Genomic DNA, 20,200 nt, shown 5'->3' with positions numbered 1-20,200 from the left:
GTCCGGGCCCGGTGCGCGAGCGGCCCTCGCGGACCCCGGATTATTCCCTCCCGCCGCAGGTCGGGAGGTTCGTCTCACGCTCTGAACGGAGGCTGGAGCGCACGTGCCGCCGCGTGTACGCTTGCTGACGTGTTGCGGATCGCGCATGAGCTGGTCGAAGCGATGGTCGCGCACGCCCGCGCGGACCACCCCGACGAGGCGTGCGGCATCATCGCCGGCCCCGAGGGCACGGGAGCGCCGGAGAGGCACGTCCCGATGACGAACGCTGCCCGCTCCACCACCTTCTACGAGTTCGACTCCGAAGAGTGGAAGCGCGAGTACGACCGCATGTGGGACAACGACGAGGAAGTGGTCGTCGCCTACCACTCCCACACCCACACCGAGGCCTACCCGTCGCGCTCCGACGCGAAGATCGCCTCCGAGCTGGGGCTGCCCGGCGCCCACTACGTGCTCGTCACCACGAAGGACCCCGAGACCGCCGAGGTCCGGTCCTTCCGCATCGCCGACGGCGTCATCACCGAGGAGCCCATCGAGGTCACCGGCGCGCCCGAGGCGGTCCAGAGCTACAAGTTCGCGCACACCCCCGACTCCACGGTCTACGACTGTCACTGAGCGCCCGCCCCCGGGCGGACCAGGTCCATGCAGCGTTCGGCTGCGCGCCAGACAATTCGAGCGTCCACGAGGCTGCTCACGGAACAAAGGAAACCCGCATGTCCATCGAAGTCCGCATCCCGACCATCCTCCGCCCCCAGACCAAGGGCGAGAAGCTCGTCACCGGCGAGGGCGAGACCATCGGCGAGCTGTTCACCGACCTCGACTCCCGCTACACCGGGCTGCGCGCGCGCGTGGTCACCGACGAGGGCGCGCTCCACCGCTTCGTGAACGTCTACATCAACGACGAGGACGTGCGCTTCATCGGCGGCCTCGAAGCGAAGCTGGCCGACGGCGACTCCGTGACCATCCTGCCCGCCGTCGCGGGCGGCATGTAAGCCGGAGGGAACGCCGTGGCACGCTTCGACGACATCACCGCGACCACGGGCGGCACGCCCCTGGTCGGTCTGCCGCGGCTGTCGCCCGCCCCCGGGGTCCGGCTGTGGGCCAAGCTGGAGGGCGCCAACCCGACCGGCTCGGTCAAGGACCGCGTGGCCGCCAAGATGATCGAGGCCGCCGAACGCGACGGCCTCCTCCACCCGGGCGCCACCATCCTGGAGCCGACCTCGGGCAACACCGGCATCGCGGTCGCGATGATCGCGCGCCGCAAGGGCTACAAGCTCGTCGCGGTCATGCCCGAGAACACGTCCCTGGAGCGGCGCCAGCTGCTCGGGGCGTTCGGCGCCGAGATCGTGTTCTCCCCGGCCGCGGGCGGCTCGAACGCCGCGGTCGCGAAGGCGCGCGCGATGGCCGCCGAGCGGCCCGACTGGGTGATGCTCAACCAGTACGCGAACCCGGCGAACGCCGCCGCGCACTACGAGGGCACCGGGCCCGAGCTCCTCGCGGACCTGCCCGAGATCACGCACTTCGTGGCGGGGCTCGGCACGACCGCGACGCTCATGGGCGTGGGGCGCTACCTGCGCGAGCACGCGCCGGGCGTCCAGATCGTGGCGGCCGAGCCGCGGTACGGCGAGCTGGTGTACGGGCTGCGGAACCTCGACGAGGGGTTCGTGCCCGAGCTGTACGACGAGGCGGTGCTCGACCGGCGGCTGTCGGTGGGGACCGAGGACGCGCTGCGGCGCACGCGCGAAGTGCTGTCGGAGGAGGGGCTGTTCGTGGGCCTCTCGACCGGCGCGGTGCTGCACGCGGGGCTGTCGCTGGCGCGCGAGGCCGCGAAGGCGGGGCGCGAGGCGGACATCGCGCTGCTGGTGGCCGACGGCGGCTGGAAGTACTTGTCGACTGGCGCCTACTCCGACGTCCTGGACGACGCGGTGGACGCGCTCGACGGCCAGGTGTGGGCTTAACACATCGATTCCATGGGCCGGGCCTGCGCATCGCGCGGGCCCGGCCCGCTGCTATCCCAGATTCGCCTGCGCGGCGAAGGCGGGGTCGATGCGCATGGTGCGGCCGATGTGGCCGGCCCAGGCCCGGGCCCGTGAGAGCGGGTGGTCGGGGAACTGGCGGTCGAAGGCCGGATCGTCGCCGCGGTGGAAGGGGAGGCGGGTGCGCAGTGAGGGATCGAAGGGGTGCGGCCGGGTCCAGTCGGCGGGCATGCCGAGCTGGGCCATGAGGGTGGCTTCGCGGATGCCGGTCATGCCGGATTCGGCGGCGGCGTAGATCAACTGCGCGTAGACCGGGGTCTTCGGGAGGGTGTAGATCGCCATGAAGACCTGCCCGGCGGGCAGGGCCGGGTGTGGGACCTTGACGACCTGGTAGATGACCGGGACGCCGACGATCTCGTAGCGCTCCAGCTCGATGAGGCATCCGGCCTCGCCGTACATGCCGGCGAATCCGCGCCGCAGCGCCCCGAGGTCGTGCATCCAGGAGGGCTCGAAGGCCTGGCCCTCGACGGTCTTGACCTCGATCTTGTCGTCGCTGCCCGGGTTGGCCCAAGCGGTGGGCCCGGTCTGCTGGAGACCGGTGGTGTCGAAGGAGATCGGCATTCGGCGGAGCCTAGTCCACATCGATGCGTGTCCATTCGCTCACGGCGCACCGTGCTCATCCGTCACAGCGGTCACGGACTGCTATGGCCCACGCGGTCGGGCGTGTCGGCGCGGAGTCGCCCCCGGTTTCAACGATGCCCCGAGGGTGCGACACGGGGTTGCGACGGCACCCGGCCCGGCTTCCCGTCGTGCGTACCGCGTCTGCCCGTCGCGCGTACCGCGGCCGCTCGCCGTGCGCAGCGCGCCGCACCGCTCCAGTCCACTCCTGAGCAGTCCTCAGTGGGTTGCTAGCCTGGGCGGATGACCACCGGCGACCAGCGAACCCTGACCATCGGCGCGGCGAACGGCGCGGCCAGTGGGCTCCCGCGCCAAGGCGCTGCACCGCAACCGGAGTCGGAGCCGGCTCCACGGCAGGGCCTGTCGATCCCGGTCGACCCGGCGCCGCCGAAGGTCCGCGCCGACTCCCCGGAGGTGCGGCTGCGCCGCCTCGCGGGCGTCGCGGCGTGGGCGCTCGTGCTCGTCCTCGCGGGGGTCGCCTCCGCGATCGTGGGCCTGTTCAAAGTGTTCGGGGACGGCCCGGACTGGTTCACGCCCGCGTTCATCTCCGTCGGCGTCGTCGGGATGCTGCTGGCGATGATGGCGTTCGCGACGGTGCGCTTCAAGGGCGTGCCGTGGATCTTCATGGCGGCCTCGACGGTGACGCTCCTGGCCGCGTTCGCGATGCTCCGGGCCTAGGCCCGACCGGCAGGAGAGGCCCGGCGCGGAGCGGCCGGGCGCCCGGCGGAGGCGGGGCGCGCGCACGCTCCCGCCCAGGGTGGGGAACCCTCCCTCGGGTGGGACCGCCCCTCGATCGTTCGCCCCGGGGGCGACGAAAACCGCTTGCGTCCAGCGAAAATGTGGCGAGCGCCACGTTGTCATTTTGGCGACATTCCCGTGGCGAGCAGGGGCGCTGAACGGCGGTTTGGACGTACTCTCGGAGCCCATGAACGACGCGCCCATCGGGATCTTCGACTCCGGTGTCGGAGGTTTGACCGTCGCCCGGGCGATCAGCGAACTGCTGCCGGCCGAGCGACTCGTCTACGTCGGCGACACCGCCCATGTCCCGTACGGTCCCAGGCCCATCGCCGAGGTCCGCAAGCTGTCCCTCGACGTCTGCGACCACCTGGTCGAACAGGAGGTCAAGGCGCTCGTGATCGCCTGCAACTCGGCCTCTGCGGCAAGCCTGGCCGACATCCGCGACCGCTACGACATACCCGTCGTGGAGGTCATCCGGCCCGCCGTCCGCCGCGCCGTCGCCACGACGCGGACCGGCCGGGTCGGGGTGATCGGGACGGTTTCCACGATCTCGTCGGGCGCGTACCTGGACGCCTTCAACGCCGTCCCGGACGTCAAGGTGACCGCCGTCGCCTGCCCGGCGTTCGTGGATTTCGTGGAACGCGGTGTGACAACCGGCCGACAGCTCCTAGGCCTCGCCCAGGGGTACCTTGAGCCGCTACAGCAATCCGACGTCGACACGGTCGTGTTGGGCTGCACCCACTATCCGCTGCTGTCGGGACTCATAGGACTGGTGATGGGAGAGGACGTGACACTGGTGAACTCCGCGAGCGAGTGCGCCCGCGAACTCTACCGCGTGCTCACCGAGCGCGAACTGCTGACCGCCAGCGACGTCCCGCCCGCGCACCGGTTCCTCGCCACGGGGGACCCGGAGGCGTTCACCAGGACCTCAAGGCGGTTCCTGGGGAACCTGTTCCCGAGCGCGGCCGCAGCCGTACTGGACAAGGTGGATCTGCCATGAAACTGACGGTCATCGGCTGCGCCGGCTCCTTCCCGGCGCCCGACACGCCCTGCTCGGCCTACCTGGTCGAGGCGGGCGGCTACCGGCTGCTGATCGACTTCGGCACCGGATCGCTCGGTGAGCTCCAGAAGCACCTCGATCCGCACCTGGTGGACGCGGTCATCGTGACCCACCTGCACGCCGACCACTTCTTCGACGCGTGCGCCTACGCCGTCATGCGCCGATACGCGCCCGAGGCCCCGAAGGAGCCGCTGCCCATGTACGGGCCCACCGGGGTCGGCGAGCGCATCGTCGCCGCCTACGGCGGGCAGGGCGAGCTGTGCCACCCGTCGCTGCGCGACGTCTACGACTTCCGCGAGCTCGCCCCGGGCAGCTTCGAGCTGGGCCCGCTGAGCATCACCGTCGACCGGGTCGCGCACCCGGTGGAGACCTACGGCATCCGCGTCGAGCACGCCGGGTCGTCCCTGGCGTACACCTCCGACTCCGGGCCCTGCCAGGCCCTGGAGACCCTCGCCGCGCACTGCGACGTGCTCCTCGCCGAGGCGTCCTACATCGAGGGCCGCGAGAACCCGAAGGACGTGCACCTCACCGGGAAGGAGGCGGGGGAGTACGCCACCAAGACCGGCGCCGGACGCCTCCTGCTCACCCACCTGGTGGAGCCGTGGAACTCCCGCGAAGCGACCCTCGCCGAGGCCAAGGCCGCCTACACCGGGCCCGTGGACGTCGTCCGCCCCGGCCAGGTCTTCGAGTTCTGAAGCGACCGAGCGTCCAAGCCTTCTGGCGCGACCAGGCCCTGAAGCGGCGCGTCACCGTCCGCTGAGGCCGGTTTGGCACGTTCCCGGGATACGGCTGTTGCACGCGCGCCGTAGCGTCGAAGGATGTCGAGTCAACCCAGCCCCCCGCCGTACCAGGGACCGCCCAGCGGCCCCCCGTACCAGCAGCCTCCCGCGCCCCAGCAGTACTACCAGCCGGGCCCCGCCCAGCCGGTCCCGTACGTGGAAGCCGGTGCGCCCCAGGCGCCCGGGCAGCCCCCGTACCTCCCGCCGGGCGCGTACACGCCCGCACCGCCGCCCCCGCCCCGCGGCGGGCGCGGGGCGAAGGTCGCCATCGCGACGATCCTCTCCGTGGTCCTCCTCGCCGCCGTCGGCGCCGTGGTCCTCTTCAAGTTCGTCCTCAAGGGCGGACCCGACCCGGCCGAGAGCTTCCCCGCCTCCGCGAGCATGTACATGGAGCTCAACCTCGACCCGTCGTTCGACCAGACCCCGAAGCTCCTGGAGCACCTCTCCAAGTTCGAGGACCTCGACTACGACTCCACCGACGACCTCCTCGCCGACCTCATCGAGGAGTCCGGCCTCGAAGGCGTCGACGCCGAGAAGGACCTCAGCTCCTGGCTCGGCGGCCGCCACGGCGTCGCCATGTGGGAGTACGACGGCCAGCCTTATGCGGTCGTGAGCCTCGCCAGCACCGACGCCGGCGCCGCCGAGGACGGCCTCGCGAACCTCCGCGCCGCCGCAGGCGTCGACGAGGACCAGATGGCCTACGCCGTCGAGGACGACCACGTCCTCATGGTCGTCGGCGAGACGGGCGCGGCCGCCGCGCTCGACGCCGCGAAGTCCGAGGCCGGGTCCGAGCCGCTCTCCGCGTCCTCCTCCTACGAGGAGGCCCGCGCCTGGCTCGACGGCGACCAGCTCGCCGTCTACTGGGTCGACATGGAGTCCGTCGCCGAGCTCGCCGAGCTCACCGGCGAGGACGCCGACATGTTCTCCGAGTTCTACTCCGGCCAGCTCATCGCGGGCTTCTCCGCGTTCGACGACGGCTTCGAGCTGACCTACCGCCTCTTCGGCGGCGAGGACGACCCGTGGACCGGCTCCGAGGACCTCCTCGCGAACATGGGCGAGCTGCCCGCCGCCGACGTCGCCGCCACCGCGCACATCCCCGAGAACATCGGCGACCTCACGAGCGAATGGCTCGAAGCCTACGAGGGCCTCTACGGCGTCGACGACTACGCCGAGGCCGAACCGGCCGAGCCCGCCGGGGACCCGCTCACCGCCGAGGAGTACACCGAGTACCTCGAACTCCAGGACGGCTACTACAACGGCACCCTCACCGCCGAAGAGGAGACCCGCTACCTCGAACTCGACACCCGCTACTGGACCGCGGGCACCGTCGAGGACCCGTGGGTCGACGACTCCGACGACTACGACTACGGCCCCTCCGCCGAGGAGATCGAAGCCATGGTCACCGAGTTCACCGACCTCCTCGCCGGGGCCGACCTCTCCTTCGCGGGCGACTTCGACGCCGAGGAGGGCATGAACCCCGACTCCGTGCTCGCCTCCGCGCACCTCGCCGAGGACCGCGCCGCCGACCTCCAGGCGCTCATCGACGAGTCGCTCACCGAGGAAGGGGCCGAACTCCCCGAGGGCGTCACCGCCGACGGCTCCGAGATCTCCTACACCGGCAGCGAGACCGCGTCCGGGACCCTCAGCGAGGACTCCCGGTTCAGCGACTTCGCCGCCGCCGCACCCGAGCAGTCCGCCGTCGCGGTCTGGGTCGACCTCGCCGCGGCCGCCGAGACCTTCCCCGACGAGTTCGAAGGCGCCCAAGCGCTCTCGGCCTTCGCGTGGGCCCACGGCTCCGACGGGGGCGACGGCACCGGCGTCCTGCGCCTGTACCTGACGGATTAACCGCGAGCACAAGGGATCGGTCGCGCTAGGCTCGACAGCGTGACCGATCCCGCTCTGCACCCGCTGGCCAAGCGCTGGCCGTCCGCGGCGCGGCTCGTGCCCGAGCCCGGCTCGACGCGCTCGCCGTTCCAGCGCGACCGCGCGCGGCTCCTCCACTCGGCCGGGTTCCGGCGCCTCGCCGACAAGACCCAGGTGCACACTGCGGGCACCGACGACTTCCTGCGGACCCGCCTCACCCATTCCCTCGAAGTCGCCCAGATCTCCCGCGAGCTCGGGTCCGCGCTCGGCTGCGACGCCGACGTCGTCGACGTCGCCGGCCTCGCCCACGACCTGGGCCACCCGCCGTTCGGCCACAACGGAGAAGACGCCCTCCACGAGGTGGCCGGGCCCTGCGGCGGCTACGAGGGCAACGCCCAGACCCTCCGCGTCCTCACCCGCCTCGAAGCGAAGGTGGTCGGCCCCGACGGCGGGTCGGCGGGCCTCAACCTCACCCGCGCCTCCCTCGACGCGACCTGCAAGTACCCGTGGCCCGCCCGGCCCGGAGTGCGCAAGTTCGGCGTCTACGAGGACGAACGGCCCGTCTTCGACTGGGTCCGCGGCGGCGTCCCCGAAGGCGTCACCTGCCTTGAAGCGCAGGTCATGGACTGGTCCGACGACGTCGCCTACTCCGTGCACGACGTCGAGGACGGCCTCCACGGCGGCTACATCAACCTCGCGAAGCTCATGGACGACGCCGACGAGCAGGCCGCGGTCTGCGCCGACGTCGCCGGGCGCTACTCCGACGAGTCCACCGCGGCCCTCGGCGAGGCCCTGCGCGACCTGCTGCGCGACCCCGTCACCGAGGGGCTCCACGACTACGACGGCTCGTTCGCCGCGATGGTCGTCCTCAAGGACTTCACCTCGAACATGGTGGGCCGCTTCGTGAACGGCGCGGTCCGCGCCACCCGCGACCGGTTCGGCGAGGGGCCGCTGCGCCGCTACGACGCCGACCTGGTCGTGCCCGAACGCGAGCGCATCCAGTGCGCGCTGCTCAAGGGGATCGCCTGGCGGTACGTGATGCGCCCGCGCACCGACGAGTCCTGGTACACGCTCCAGCGGGAGATCCTCCACGACCTCGTGGCGCTGCTGTGCGACCGCGGGCCCGAGGCGATGGAGCCGATGTTCGCGGAGCTGTGGCACCGGGCCGCCGACGACGCCGCGAGACTGCGGGCCGTCATCGACCAGGTCGCGTCGCTGACCGACGCGTCGGCCCAGTCCTGGCACCGCCGCCTCACCGCGGCCTGACCCTACTTCTTGCGGAACACCAGGTCGAAGATGTCGCGCCCGGCCTTGACGCCGCGCCGCTCGAACTTGGTCACGGGCCGGCGCTCCGGGCGGGCCGCGAAGCCGTCCTCGGTGTTCTCCAGCGACGGCTCCGCCGTGAGCACGTCGAGCATCTGCTCCGCGTAGTCGGCGATGTCGGTGGCGCAGTGGAACAGCCCGCCCGAGCGCAGCAGCCCCGCGAGGGTCGCCACGTGCTCGGCCTGGATGATCCGGCGCTTGTGGTGGCGCTTCTTCGGCCACGGGTCCGGGAAGTACACGCGGACCTCGTCGAGGGACTCCGGCGCGAGCCCGCGCCACAGCAGCGGCAGCGCGTCCCCCTGGTAGATCCGCAGGTTGTCGAGCCCGCGCTCCTCGGCCCGGTCCATGAGGTCGGCGATCCCCTGCGGGTACACCTCGACGGCGAGGAGGTCCCGGTCCCGATCCGCGTCGGCCATCGCGGCGGCGGCCTCGCCGTTCCCCGAGCCGATCTCCAGCACCAGGGGCGCGGTGCGGCCGAACAGGGCCGCGGTGTCGATGCGGCCGTCCTCGGGCGTCCACTCCAGGCCGTAGCGCGGCCACAGGCGCGCGAACGCCTCGTCGTGGCGGGGCTTGTTGCGGCCCTGGCGGAAGTTGAACGTCAGGATGTGGCGGTGCTGGGATTCCTCGTCAGGCATAACCGCGCAAGTCTAGCGGTGCGACCGCTGTGACCTGCCCCCGAACGACCCGCTTCAGCGTTCGAGCTTCGCGGGGGCCTCGTAGGAGCGGCCGCGCACGCCCGCGGGCCCGTCGGGGCGCCGCGGGTCCGGCCGCGGCGGGGGAGCGGGCTCGTCGTCATCGTCCTCCGCGAACAGGAACGACTCGCGCGTGTCCTCCTCGACGTACCCGCCGTCGCCCGCGTAGTCGCCGTCGGGCTGCTCGGGCACGTACGTCGGCGGGCCGACCTCCTCGTGCTCGGGCTCGGCGGTGATCATCGCCTTGGGTCGCCTGGGCCGCAGGCGCTTCGCGCGCTCGCGCAGGAACCACACGTAAGCGCCCAGCGCCGCGAGCGACAGGCCCGCGCCGATCCAGAACCCGGGCCCCGCGATGGCGACGCCCGCGAGCTCCAGCAGCGCAAGGGCTATGAGCACGTAGAGGATGCGGCGGTGTCGCCGCCGCCACCACTCGGCGCGCATCTGCCGGAGCCTGGCCTGCTCGTGCATCTCGGGGTCCTCGCCGGTCAACGACTGGTCGGACACCAACCGTACCGACCCGCCGCTGCGAGCGCCGCGCCGCTCCCACCCGCGGGCGCCCGAAACGCCGTGAGATCGTTGGGAGTCAACGGGATCTGAGTACGGGTCGTCCGTTTCGCCCGGTTCTGAAAGCGCGGGGGAATCGTCCAGCGGGACGGTCCGGTGCGAGGCGGGACGAGGCGGCCTGTGCCCGTCGCGGTCGAGGACGCGGGCGTCGGAGGAGGCGCGGTCGGCGATCATCCGCTCGTCGGGGTCGTACCGGCGCACCAGGGCCGGGGTCAGGGCCAGCAGGGCGGTTCCGACCAGAAGCGCCAGCAGTACCGATGCGGGCATCGCTCACCTCCTTCGCGTCGTCTGCATCACACCATGCGTCGTCCCACGGTACGCAATGGCCTGACGTATTTCCGACAGTTGCCTGGAACCCGGGCGGGAAGTCCCAATACCATCACACCTGGTCACAATCGCATCACAATTCACGACTATGACGGGTTTTTGCCCTAAACTCCGAGAAATGTCCTGTTCGCTGCCTGCCCGAACGTCGGCCGCACGGGGCGCAACCGGAGGCCGACTCGATCGTTAACCCAAGGGAGACAGCGAGAACTCCTCCAATCAAGTCGACCCGAACGCCTCGCACGCGAGACGCCTCCGAGCCCCCCGATCGTACGAGCTCGGCGCAACCAGGAAGGAGCACCGGCGCACGATGCCCGAGACCGTCCCCGCCGGCGATCCGCGCGGCCCCGGACCCGACGCCCCCGGCGACGCCCCCGACGCGCTCTCCGACCCCGAGCTCATCGCGGCCACCCGCCGCGGCGACACCACCGCCTACGCGGTCCTCTACGAGCGCCACGTCCACGCCGCCCGCCGCCTCTCGCGCATCCTCAGCCGCGACCCCGCGGGCGCCGACGACCTCGTCTCCGAGACCTTCGCGAAGCTCCTCCACACCTTCCGCGAAGGCGGCGGCCCCGACCTCGCCTTCCGGCCCTACATGCTCCAGACCCTCCGCAACACCTTCTACGACCGCGTGCGCCGCGACAAGAAGGTCGAGTTCACCGACGACCTCTCGCCCCACGACTCCGGCGAGATCTACGTCGACCCCGCCGTCGAGGGCCAGGAGCGCCGCTACGCCGCCCTCGCCTTCGGGAAGCTCCCCGAGCGGTGGCGGATGGTCCTGTGGCACACCGAGGTCGAGGAGGATTCCCCGGCCAAGATCGCCACCATGCTCGGCATGACCCCGAACGGGGTGTCCGCGCTCGCGTACCGGGCCCGCGAGAAGCTCCGCCAGAACTACCTGACCGAGCACGCCGCCGACTCCCCGCGCGAGGAGTGCCGCTGGACCGTCGACCGCCTGGGCGCTCGCGTGCGCGGCAAGCTCGGCGAGCGCGACATGCAGAAGGTCGACGACCACCTCGACTCGTGCGTCACCTGCAACCTCCTGTTCGCGGAGCTGACCGAGCTGAACTCCGGCCTGCGCGTCGTCATCGCCTGGGTGTTCCTCGGCCAGACCGCCAGCCCGTACCTCGCGGCGGGCGCCGTCTCGGCCGCGGGGCTCGCCGTCGGCGGGGTGCTTGCGTTCTTCGCCGCGCCGTTCATCAGGGTGTTCAACTGGATGCGCCGGATCGCGCAGCAGCTCGGCACGAAGGGCACCGTCGCCACCGGCACCGCTGTGGCGGTCGTGGCCGCCGTCGCGGTCTTCGCGCTCACCTCCGGCGAAGAGGAGGAGCCGCCGCAGGCCGCGCCCGACGAGCCCGCGGTCACCGAGCCCGCCGACCCCGGCCCCGAGGCCGAGGACGACCCGGTCCCCGACCCCGACGACCCCGCGGAGGAGGACCCGGACGACCCCGAGCCCGAACCGGACCCCGACGATCCCGCGGAGGAGCCCGCGCCCGACGAGGAGGACCCGGCGGCGTACGCCATCGCGCACGGCCTCGGCACGAGCGGCCTCGTCGCGGGAGGCGAAGCGGTGCTGCCGATCCGCCTCGAAGCGCCCGAGAACTCAGGCGGCGCCTACGCGCCGCGCACCGAGCGGACCGCCGAGTCCGCGGTCGTCGGCCACGGCCAGGCGGCCTCGACCGACCGCGTCACGCTCGACATCGTCTTCCCCGCGGGGATCACGCTCGCCTCCGAGACCGCCGACCCCGGCTGGACCTGCGTCGAAGGGGACGCCGTGCACTGCACGATCCCCGAGATGCCCTCCCCCGCGGAGGCGAACCTGCGGATCAATATCGCCGACGACGTCTCCGGCTACCAGACCTTCGAGGTCACCGTGGACGGCCCGGGGATCTCCGGGACGACCCGGCTCCAGGTGCCGATCGCCCCGGCCGGGTCCACCGTCGGGTACGCGAGCCTCGACGCCACCGGCGTCACGGCCTCCGGGAACACCTGGATGACCTGCTCGATCCCCGGCTGCCGGGAGGCCACCCTGCTCGGCGCGGGCGACCGCTGGCCGATGAAGTCGTACAAGCCGCAGACCGCGCCCGCCGGGCGCGAGGGCGAGGCCGCCTCCGGCGCGGTCCTCGACGTCCCCGGCGGCGCCACCGTGAAATGGGCGGGCCTGTACTGGGCGGGCGCCCACGAGGACCTGCCGACCGAGGTGTCGCTGCACGGGCCGGGCGGGTCCTGGACCTCCCTGTCCGCCGACTCGGTCACCGACACGACCCCCGGCGTGCAGGCGTTCGCCGACGTCACGGGCCTGGTGAGCGGCGGCGGCGAGTACTGGGTCTCGACGGACAACCACCAGCTGCCGACCTCCGACTGCGGCACCTGGCCGATCGGCGCGGACGCGCACTGCATCGCGGAGCAGCACTGGGCGGGCTGGTCCCTCACGGTGGTCTACGCGGAGCCGGGCGCGGACGAGAAGGAGGTCGCGGTCTACGACGGCGCGGACGCGGCGGACACGGAGATCGAGATCGAGAACGGCGGGGAAGTCGACATCGCGGCGACCCTGTGGGGCGGCTCGGCGAACCGCCGCGGCGACAGCGTCTCCGCGGGCGACCAGCACCTGGGCCAGGCGGCCTCGTGCTACGCGAACGGCGCGGTGGACAACCCGAACTGGTACGCGTTCGGCGTCGACGTGCAGGTCTACACCGCGCACACCGGCCAGGCCGGGGTGATCCGCTTCGAGCGCGGCGACGACCCGTTCATCGTCGGCGTGGTCGCCGTCGCGCAGCCGCACGTGTAACCCGTTCGGCCCTCCCGCGGGGGTCCCGCGGCGGGTATCCTGGCGCTTGATGACCACCACCGACACCCCGACGTCCGCGCCCCGCCGCGGCCTCGTCGCCCGCACGACCGGGCTGCTCAAGCGCCACGCGGGCGAGCTGATCCGCTTCGCGGGCGTCGGCGGCACCGCCTACATCATCGACTTCGGCCTGTTCAACCTCGCGTACCTGGGGATGGACTGGTCCTACTGGTGGGCGAAGATCCTGTCCTCGGTCGTGGCGATGACCGTCGCGTTCTTCGGGAACCGGCACTGGACGTGGCGCGAGCGCCGCGGCACGGCCGCCGCGCACCGCCAGTACGGGCTCTACTTCTTCTTCAACGGCATCGGGCTGCTCATCTCGCTGGCGTGCATCTGGGCCAACAGCGGCCTCGCGCAGGTGTGGCCGCAGTACTTCGACAACCCGCTCGCGGTGAACCTGGCGGCGAACTTCTTCGGCGTCGGCCTCGGCACGATCTTCCGGTTCTTCGCGTACCGCACGTGGGTGTTCCGCACCCCGAAGCTCGCCGAAGCCCAGATCGGCGCCTGAGGCTCAAGGCGCGCAAAGCAGAAGGCCCGCACCTGCCGTGCGGGCCCCATTGCGTTCTACGGGCTTTAGGAGCCGTCGCCCTGGTTCGCGCGGCGCGAGCGGTCGTCCTCGGCGAGCTGGTAGAGCAGCGCCTTGGTCTTGTCGACGCTCGGGACGTCGATGAGGTTGATCTCGCCCTCGTCGGAGGCCGAGTCGATGTTCATGTCGCCGAAGCCGAAGATCCGCTCCCAGACGTTCTGGGTGTAGGACACGGTGTTGACGCGGGCGAGCGGGATGTGGCGGCTCTCGCGGGTCACGAGGCCCTCGCGCCACATGACGCGCTGGTCGGTGATGACGTAGTGGGTGGAGCGCCAGCGGATCCACGGGATCACCGACAGCCACACGAGCAGGACGATGGTGAGGACGACCTCGGCGAGGATCAGCCAGATCTTCCCGTCCCAGTCGAGCTTCGCGGTGTAGGTGACGGCGATGGCGCCGATCGCGAGGAAGACCACGAACCACAGGACCGGGGCGACGCCTTCCTTCCAGTGCGGGTGGGTGTGGAGCTTGACAACCTCGTCACGGGCGAGCTGGTCGTCGGGATATCCCACTGCGGACCTCCAGGAGTGAGAAATACGGGCCGGGGGCGGTACGAATGTTCAAAAGCACAGTACAACACTTCGTCACCGGCCCCGTGACCACGATTGCGCGACCCCGCCCGGGGGACTAAGGGACCCAGCCGTTCTTCGCGGCGTGCCAGCCGAGCTGGATGCGGGTGTCCACATCGGCCAGGTCCATGAGCTCGCGGACGCGCCGCTGCACGGTGCGCAGCCCGATGCCCAGTTTGGACGCGATGGACTGGTCCGTCAGGCCCGCGATGAGCAGGCCGAGGAGCACCGCGTCGTCCTCGTCGATGCGCACGCCGCCTTCGGCGGCGGTGGTCGCGGGCACGCCCGCGGTCCACAGCTGCTCGAAGAGGGTCGCGGCGAGCCCGGCGATGGACCGGTTGCCGGTGACGATCGCGCGGGGCCGCTCGCCGCCGGGCTCCTCCATGAACACGGTGCGGTCGTCGACGATGAGGACCTTGAGCGGCAGGCGCTTGGCGAAGCGGACCTCGTCGCCGGATTCGAGGGCGTGGCGCACGTAGTCGGCGTACGGGTCGATGTCGAGGACGGCCCGGTCGAAGAGGATGCGGTGGACGACCCCGCGGGCCTGGAGGTCCTGGTGCAGCCGGTCCTCGGGGACGGGCAGGACCATCGGCGGGCGCACGAACGTGCACAGGGTCCGCTCGGCGGCGGCCTTGAGCTGGCGGATGCGCGAGCGGATCGCGGTGGCGCCGGTGACGACCTCCCACTGGCCGCCGCCGGGGTCGGCGGGGCCGGCGCGGTGGATGCCGAGGAGCTCGCGCAGGGCCTCGTACTCGCCGAGGACCTCGCCGAGCTGGGAGGCGATGCGGCCGCCGAGGACGGCGTCGGGGCCGACGGCGCGGAACCGCGAGTCGGCGACCATGGTCGCGAATCCTTCGTCGACGAGGTGCGCGAGGACGTCGCGGACGTGGTCGACCGAGCGCGCGGCGTCGGCGGCGAGCTGCGCCACCGTGGCCTCGGACCGGGTCAGCAGGAGGCGGTAGAGCGCCTCGGACTCAGGGTCGAGCCCGGTCGCGCCCGGCGGCTGCCGGGCCGGCCGGGTGCCTGGATGCGGGGCGTTCGGATGCTCCGGGTCGGTCAATGCGCCACTCCCTCGGGTTCACGCCCGCGGACGCAGGTGGACGACGTCGCCCGCGGCGACCGTCTCCACCGGTCCGTCGCCCGGGTCGACCTGTAGGCGGCCGTCGGCGTCGATGGCGACGGCGCGGCCGGTGAGGTTGCGGCCGTTCGGGAACGATACCGCGACCCGCCTCCCCAGCGTGTCGGAGTTTTCCTCCCAGCGCGCGACCACGTGGCCGGGGCCCTGGTCCTCCCAGGTGCGGTAGACGGCCGCGACGTGCGCGAGGAACGTCGCGGCGATGAGCTCCCGGTCGAGGGTCGCGGCGCCCGCGAGGAGCAGCGAGGTCGCCTGCTCGACGGGCAGTTCCTCCGCGGTGAGGGACACGTTCAGTCCGGCGCCGACGACGACGGCGTCGCCTTCGGCCTGCGCGAGGATGCCGCAGACCTTGCGGCCGCCGATGAGGACGTCGTTGGGCCACTTGAGCTTCGCGTGGACCCCGCACACGGCGCGCAGGGCCTCTTCGAGCGCGACGGCGGTCGCGAGGCCGAGCGTCCCCCACTGCTCGCGGGGTGCTTTCGGGCGCAGCAGGAACGAGATCGCGAGCCCGGCGCGCGCGGGGCTCTCCCAGCGCCGGTCGAGGCGCCCGCGCCCGCTGGACTGCTCGTCGGCGATGAGCACGCGGCCCTGCTCGGCCCCGCGCTTCGCGGCGGCGGCGAGGTCCGCGTTCGTCGACCCGGTGACCGGGACCACGTCGAGGCGGGTCCAGAAGTCGGACTTCTCCGACAACAGCGACCACAGGGCGTCGCGGTCCAGTGGCTTTCTCGTCGGTGTGCTCACGGCAATAGCGTAGCCACCGCGCGGGCCGATACGATCCGAAGCGTGACCGACATCGACTTCCACACGACCGCCGGGCGGCTCGCCGACCTGGCCGAGCGCCTCTCCGAATCGGCCACCGGGAACCCCCGGGCGATCGAGAAGCAGCACGAGAAGGGCAAGCGCACCGCGCGCGAGCGGTTGGAGCAACTGCTCGACGAGGGGTCGTTCGTCGAACTCGACAGCCTGCGGCGCCACCACTCCACGAGCTTCGGCATGGAGGCCAACCGGCCCTACGGCGACGGCGTGGTGACCGGGTACGGCACCATCGAGGGCCGCGAGGTGTGCGTGTACGCGCAGGACTTCACCGTCCTCGGCGGGTCCCTCGGGCAGGTCTCGGGCGAGAAGATCACGAAGATCCAGGAGCTGGCGCTGCGCACCGGCCGCCCGATCATCGGCATCTCCGACTCCGGCGGGGCCCGCATCCAGGAGGGCGTCGCCTCGCTCGGCGGGTACGCCGACATCTTCTTCCGCAACGTGCGCGCCTCCGGGGTCATCCCGCAGATCTCGCTCATCATGGGCCCGTGCGCGGGCGGCGCGGTCTACTCGCCCGCGATCACCGACTTCACCGTGATGGTCGACCAGACCAGCCACATGTTCATCACCGGCCCGGACGTGGTCCGCGCGGTGACCGGCGAGGACGTCGGCATGGAGGAGCTGGGCGGGGCCCGCACCCACAACGCGGTCGCCGGGAACGCGCACTACCTCGCCTCCGACGAGGACGACGCGCTCGAATACGTCAAGCACCTGCTGTCGTACCTGCCGTCGAACAACCTCGACGAGCCCCCGGCGTACGAGTCGAAGGACTTCGAGCTCGACATCACCGCCGACGACCTGGCCCTCGACACGGTCATCCCGAACTCCGCGAACCAGCCGTATGACATGCACAAGGTCGTCGAGTCCGTCCTCGACGACGGCGAGTTCCTGGAGACGCAGGCGCTGTTCGCGAAGAACATCCTCACCGGCTTCGGGCGCCTCGACGGCAAGCCAGTCGGCGTCGTCGCGAACCAGCCCATGCACTTCGCGGGCTGCCTCGACATCGACGCCTCCGAGAAGGCCGCCCGGTTCATCCGGTTCTGCGACGCGTTCAACATCCCGATCATCTCGTTCGTCGACGTCCCCGGGTTCCTCCCGGGCACCTCGCAGGAGCACGACGGGATCATCCGCCGCGGCGCGAAGCTGATCTACGCGTACGCCGAGGCCACCGTCCCGAAGCTCACCGTCGTGTGCCGCAAGGACTACGGCGGCGCGTACTGCGTCATGGGCTCCAAGGGCGTGGGCGCCGACCTGTGCCTGGCGTGGCCGACCGCGGAGATCGCGGTCATGGGCTCGCAGGGCGCGGTCAACATCCTGTACCGCCGCGAGCTGGCGAAGGCCGACGACGAGCAGGCCAAGCGCGCCGAGCTGATGTCGGAGTACGAGGAGAAGCTGAACAACCCGTACGTCGCGGCCGAGCTGGGCCTCATCGACGCGGTCATCCAGCCGCGCGAGACCCGCGCGCAGCTCGTGCGCGGCCTGCGCATGAACGCCTCCAAGCGCGACGAGCTCCCCGCGAAGAAGCACGGGAACATCCCGCTCTAGGACCCATGCGGCACGCGCGGGACCCTCACGTCCTCCGGTCACCCGAACCGGTGAGGGGCCCGCGCGTCCCGTTGCGCTCCCACCCCGGCTACCGGGGGAAACCGCATTTCCCGCCGAAGCGGCGTGCACCACTCCCAACCCAGGGGTCCGATCCGGGTACCGTCTATACAGCTGGGGAAAGCGGGACGAAACGTCCCGCCGGATATCGGGAGTGTGGGCGATGACACCAATCGGAGGAATGCTTCCAGGACTGCCGTCCCGGCGGTACGCGATCCTCATCGACGTCGGCTACCTCTACGCGGCCGCAGCGGAGCTCCTGCTCGACGCCACCTCCAGGCGCGACTACCGGGTCGACGCCGAGAAGCTCATCAAGTCCCTCATCGAGCGCGCCGCGATCCGCCTCTCCGACGGCGAGCTGCTGCGCCTGTACTGGTTCGACGCCGCCCGCGACCGGGTCCCCACCGTGGACCAGCGCGTGATCGCCAACATGGACTACGTCAAGGTCCGCCTCGGGAACCTCAACTCGCGCGGCCAGCAGAAGGGCGTCGACGCGCAGATCCGCTCCGACCTGGAACTGCTCGCCCGCCACCGCGCCATCCACGAGGCGATCCTCCTCGCGGGCGACGAGGACATGGTCCCGGCCGTCGAGGTCGCGCAGGCCTACGGCGTGCGCGTCCACCTCTGGGGCGTCGAGCCGCCCTACGGGACCAATCAGGCCGAACGCCTCGTCTGGGAGTCCGACACCGTCGAGACCATCGAGGCCGAGGAGCTCAAGGCCTACTTCACCAAGAGCGGCACCGCCGCCGCGGCCACCCACGGCATGGTCGGCGCCCCCATGGCGCAGCCCGCGCCCACCGTCCCCAACCCGGCGATGGTCTTCGGCACCCGCCAGTCCGTGGCCGTGACGATGACGGCCGCCGACGCGCTCGCGCAAGCGGAGTCGGCGCGGCCCAAATTCGTGCGCACCACGCAGACCGGCGAGAAGCTCGACCCCGAGACCGTCCGCTCCATCGGCGAGTACGTGGGCCACAAGTGGCTCCTGACCAGGGGCGCCGACAACATAGCGGACCTCCTGCCGGGGCCACAGCTCCCCACCGTCATCGACAAGGAGCTGCTGGTGGAAGCCGAGAAGGAACTCGGCTACTCTCTACGCGACCACCCCGAAGCGCGGATCTGGGTCCGCGACGGGTTCTGGGAGCGGGTGCACCGCGAGTTCGACTACGACGAGGAGTAGCACGATGGGACTGGAGCTCAAGGTCCTCCGAGGCAACCCCACGGACGAGGAGCTGGCCGCCCTGGTCGGCCTCATCACCGCGCTCCCGCGGCCCGCCGAGGAGTCCGAGGCGCCGGCCCGCCGCGCCGCCTGGTCCAACCCCGGCCTGAAGCTGCGCGTGCGCCGCTCCTGGCGCGACACCGCCGTCCCGGCCCGCCGGGGGACCGAGCGTTGACCCGGCCGTTCGTCCTCGCGTCGCAGTCGCCTGCGCGACGGGCGCTGCTGGAGGCCGCGGGGATCGACCCGATCGTCATCGTCTCCGGCGTCGACGAGTCCCGCGTCATGGGCCACGACCCCGCCGACCTCGCCAACGCGCTCGCCGAACTCAAAGCCCAGGCCGTCCTCGACCAGGTCAGCCCCGGCTCGCTCGTCCTCGGCTGCGACTCGGTGCTCCACTTCGGGCACGAGATCCTCGGCAAGCCCGACGGCCCCGAAGAGGCCGCCTCGCGCTGGAAGCGCATGCGCGGCAACAACGGGACGCTCTACACCGGCCACTGCCTCATCGACACCGCCGCCGACCGCCAGATCGTGCGCGCCTCCGGCACCGCCGTCCACTTCGCCGAAGTCTCCGACGAGGAGATCGCCGCGTACGTCGCCACGGGCGAGCCGCTGCACGTCGCCGGGTCCTTCACCCTCGACGGCTACGGCTCCGCGTTCATCGACCGCATCGACGGCGACCCCGGAACCGTGATCGGCCTCTCAATGCCGTTGCTGCGCAACATGCTCGGCGAACTGGAGATCGCGCTCCACCAGCTCTGGCGGTAATTCCACGTCGACTCGGCGGCGCCTGGTGCGGGTCGCCTCGTAGGCGTCGACGGCCTCCAGCTGCCACCTGCGGGCCGCCTCCAGGGTGAACGCCCGGCCGTCCTCCACGTGCGCGTGCGCGACCGCAGCGGCCCGGTCCGGGTCCGGCGCGACCAGCGCCTCCAGCAGCTCGGCGTGCTCCTGGCGCTGGCGCTCGGGGTCGCGCTCGACGGTGAGGTGGAAGACCCAGCGCATCCGCGCTTCGAGGGGCTCCATGATCTGCGCGAGCAGCGGGTTGCGCGCGGCGGCCACCAGTTCGCGGTGGAACGCGGCGTTCGCCTCGGTGCGCGAGTCGGCCCGGTCGCGGGGGAGCACGCACGCCTGGAGCTTCAGCAGGTCCTCGGGCGCCGCGTTGGCGGCGGCGAGGCGCGCGGCGACCGGTTCGAGCCCTGCGCGCACGTCGAACAGGTCCGCGATGTCCTTCGGCGTCGGCACCGTGACGATGCTGCCCTGGCCAGGCACGGCCGTGACCAGGCCGTCGGCGGCCAGCCGCTGGAGCGCCTCGCGCAGCGGGATGCGGGAGACCTCGAACTCGGCGGCGAGGTCGCGCTCGATCAGGCGCGCGCCCGGGCGCAGCCCCACGGTGACGATGCGCTCGCGCAGCGCCTGGTAGACCTGGTCGGCTCGGCTCATGGT

General features: G+C 71.7%; 21 protein-coding genes. 14 read left to right on the top strand and 7 right to left on the bottom strand.

Annotated features, from left to right (window positions below; all coding sequences use genetic code 11):
• Window positions 1-129: 129 nt before the first annotated feature.
• The 3 genes from WA640_RS04240 to WA640_RS04230 all read left to right on the top strand — a co-directional run bounded on the left by WA640_RS04240 (window position 130) and on the right by WA640_RS04230 (window position 1,955).
• Window positions 130-612 carry a M67 family metallopeptidase gene (locus tag WA640_RS04240; protein WP_281260950.1) on the top strand — a complete coding sequence of 161 codons (483 nt, stop codon included), beginning with the start codon at window positions 130-132 and terminating at the stop codon, window positions 610-612.
• A 98-nt stretch (window positions 613-710) separates the two neighbouring features.
• Window positions 711-989: a MoaD family protein gene (locus WA640_RS04235; protein WP_106366099.1), complete on the top strand. Its 279-nt coding sequence runs from the start codon at window positions 711-713 to the stop codon at window positions 987-989.
• 15 nt (window positions 990-1,004) lie between these two features.
• Window positions 1,005-1,955, top strand: coding sequence for a PLP-dependent cysteine synthase family protein (locus WA640_RS04230; RefSeq protein WP_106366100.1), 951 nt, complete (start codon window positions 1,005-1,007; stop codon window positions 1,953-1,955).
• 51 nt (window positions 1,956-2,006) lie between these two features.
• Here the strand turns inward: WA640_RS04230 and WA640_RS04225 are convergent, their stop codons facing one another.
• Entirely contained in the window at window positions 2,007-2,594 is a 588-nt protein-coding gene (locus WA640_RS04225; protein ID WP_335986248.1) for a hypothetical protein, read from the bottom strand.
• A gap of 300 nt (window positions 2,595-2,894) precedes the next feature.
• Between WA640_RS04225 and WA640_RS04220 the strand changes: the two genes are divergently transcribed.
• The 5 genes from WA640_RS04220 (at window position 2,895) to WA640_RS04200 (ending at window position 8,357) form a co-directional block, all read left to right on the top strand.
• On the top strand, window positions 2,895-3,329 hold the full coding sequence (locus tag WA640_RS04220) for a hypothetical protein (RefSeq protein WP_335986247.1): 435 nt from the start codon (window positions 2,895-2,897) through the stop codon (window positions 3,327-3,329).
• Window positions 3,330-3,576: 247 nt separating this feature from the next.
• Window positions 3,577-4,389, top strand: a complete 813-nt coding sequence (gene murI, locus WA640_RS04215) for a glutamate racemase (protein ID WP_335986246.1) — start codon at window positions 3,577-3,579, stop codon at window positions 4,387-4,389.
• Entirely contained in the window at window positions 4,386-5,144 is a 759-nt protein-coding gene (locus tag WA640_RS04210; RefSeq protein WP_335986245.1) for an MBL fold metallo-hydrolase, read from the top strand. Before murI ends, WA640_RS04210 begins: the two co-directional genes overlap by 4 nt.
• Window positions 5,145-5,267: 123 nt before the next feature.
• Window positions 5,268-7,073: a hypothetical protein gene (locus WA640_RS04205; protein WP_335986244.1), complete on the top strand. Its 1,806-nt coding sequence runs from the start codon at window positions 5,268-5,270 to the stop codon at window positions 7,071-7,073.
• Window positions 7,074-7,127: 54 nt separating this feature from the next.
• Window positions 7,128-8,357, top strand: coding sequence for a deoxyguanosinetriphosphate triphosphohydrolase (locus WA640_RS04200; RefSeq protein WP_442904684.1), 1,230 nt, complete (start codon window positions 7,128-7,130; stop codon window positions 8,355-8,357).
• A gap of 2 nt (window positions 8,358-8,359) precedes the next feature.
• Here the strand turns inward: WA640_RS04200 and trmB are convergent, their stop codons facing one another.
• The gene (gene trmB, locus WA640_RS04195) at window positions 8,360-9,049 is read right to left on the bottom strand and encodes a tRNA (guanosine(46)-N7)-methyltransferase TrmB (protein ID WP_335986241.1); all 690 of its coding nucleotides are present in this window, start codon (window positions 9,047-9,049) and stop codon (window positions 8,360-8,362) included.
• A 54-nt stretch (window positions 9,050-9,103) separates the two neighbouring features.
• Entirely contained in the window at window positions 9,104-9,937 is an 834-nt protein-coding gene (locus tag WA640_RS04190) for a hypothetical protein (protein WP_335986240.1), read from the bottom strand.
• Window positions 9,938-10,304: 367 nt separating this feature from the next.
• Here WA640_RS04190 and WA640_RS04185 point away from each other — a divergent pair, with 367 nt between their 5' ends.
• The gene (locus WA640_RS04185; RefSeq protein WP_335986239.1) at window positions 10,305-12,782 is read left to right on the top strand and encodes a sigma-70 family RNA polymerase sigma factor; all 2,478 of its coding nucleotides are present in this window, start codon (window positions 10,305-10,307) and stop codon (window positions 12,780-12,782) included.
• A gap of 49 nt (window positions 12,783-12,831) precedes the next feature.
• Window positions 12,832-13,347: a GtrA family protein gene (locus WA640_RS04180; protein ID WP_335986238.1), complete on the top strand. Its 516-nt coding sequence runs from the start codon at window positions 12,832-12,834 to the stop codon at window positions 13,345-13,347.
• 65 nt (window positions 13,348-13,412) lie between these two features.
• On the opposite strand, the gene WA640_RS04175 is transcribed toward WA640_RS04180, so the two are convergent.
• From WA640_RS04175 to WA640_RS04165, 3 genes are all read right to left on the bottom strand, one after another.
• Window positions 13,413-13,937, bottom strand: a complete 525-nt coding sequence (locus WA640_RS04175) for a PH domain-containing protein (protein WP_335986237.1) — start codon at window positions 13,935-13,937, stop codon at window positions 13,413-13,415.
• Between the two features lie 115 nt (window positions 13,938-14,052).
• Window positions 14,053-15,054 (bottom strand): hypothetical protein, encoded by a 1,002-nt coding sequence (locus WA640_RS04170; RefSeq protein WP_335986235.1) that lies wholly within the window; start codon window positions 15,052-15,054, stop codon window positions 14,053-14,055.
• 18 nt (window positions 15,055-15,072) lie between these two features.
• Window positions 15,073-15,870, bottom strand: a complete 798-nt coding sequence (locus WA640_RS04165; protein ID WP_335986233.1) for a biotin--[acetyl-CoA-carboxylase] ligase — start codon at window positions 15,868-15,870, stop codon at window positions 15,073-15,075.
• 33 nt (window positions 15,871-15,903) lie between these two features.
• Here WA640_RS04165 and WA640_RS04160 point away from each other — a divergent pair, with 33 nt between their 5' ends.
• From WA640_RS04160 to WA640_RS04145, 4 genes are all read left to right on the top strand, one after another.
• Window positions 15,904-17,487 (top strand): carboxyl transferase domain-containing protein, encoded by a 1,584-nt coding sequence (locus tag WA640_RS04160; protein ID WP_106366183.1) that lies wholly within the window; start codon window positions 15,904-15,906, stop codon window positions 17,485-17,487.
• 238 nt (window positions 17,488-17,725) lie between these two features.
• Window positions 17,726-18,721: an NYN domain-containing protein gene (locus WA640_RS04155; RefSeq protein WP_106366111.1), complete on the top strand. Its 996-nt coding sequence runs from the start codon at window positions 17,726-17,728 to the stop codon at window positions 18,719-18,721.
• A 4-nt stretch (window positions 18,722-18,725) separates the two neighbouring features.
• Window positions 18,726-18,935 carry an acyl-CoA carboxylase subunit epsilon gene (locus WA640_RS04150; protein WP_335986231.1) on the top strand — a complete coding sequence of 70 codons (210 nt, stop codon included), beginning with the start codon at window positions 18,726-18,728 and terminating at the stop codon, window positions 18,933-18,935.
• Window positions 18,932-19,525, top strand: coding sequence for a Maf family protein (locus WA640_RS04145; RefSeq protein WP_335986229.1), 594 nt, complete (start codon window positions 18,932-18,934; stop codon window positions 19,523-19,525). The genes WA640_RS04150 and WA640_RS04145 overlap by 4 nt, the downstream gene beginning before the upstream one ends.
• On the opposite strand, the gene WA640_RS04140 is transcribed toward WA640_RS04145, so the two are convergent.
• A complete protein-coding gene (locus tag WA640_RS04140; RefSeq protein WP_335986227.1) occupies window positions 19,460-20,197 on the bottom strand; it encodes a GntR family transcriptional regulator in 738 nt (245 codons plus the stop codon). The genes WA640_RS04145 and WA640_RS04140 overlap by 66 nt on opposite strands.
• Window positions 20,198-20,200 lie beyond the last annotated feature (3 nt).

The sequence above is a fragment of the Glycomyces sp. MUSA5-2 genome (genome assembly GCF_037034145.1).
In the GTDB taxonomy this organism is placed as follows: Bacteria; Actinomycetota; Actinomycetes; order Mycobacteriales; family Micromonosporaceae; genus Glycomyces; species Glycomyces artemisiae.
The sequence above is the reverse complement of the archived record's forward strand: the minus strand, read 5'-3'. Positions and strand labels throughout refer to the sequence as shown.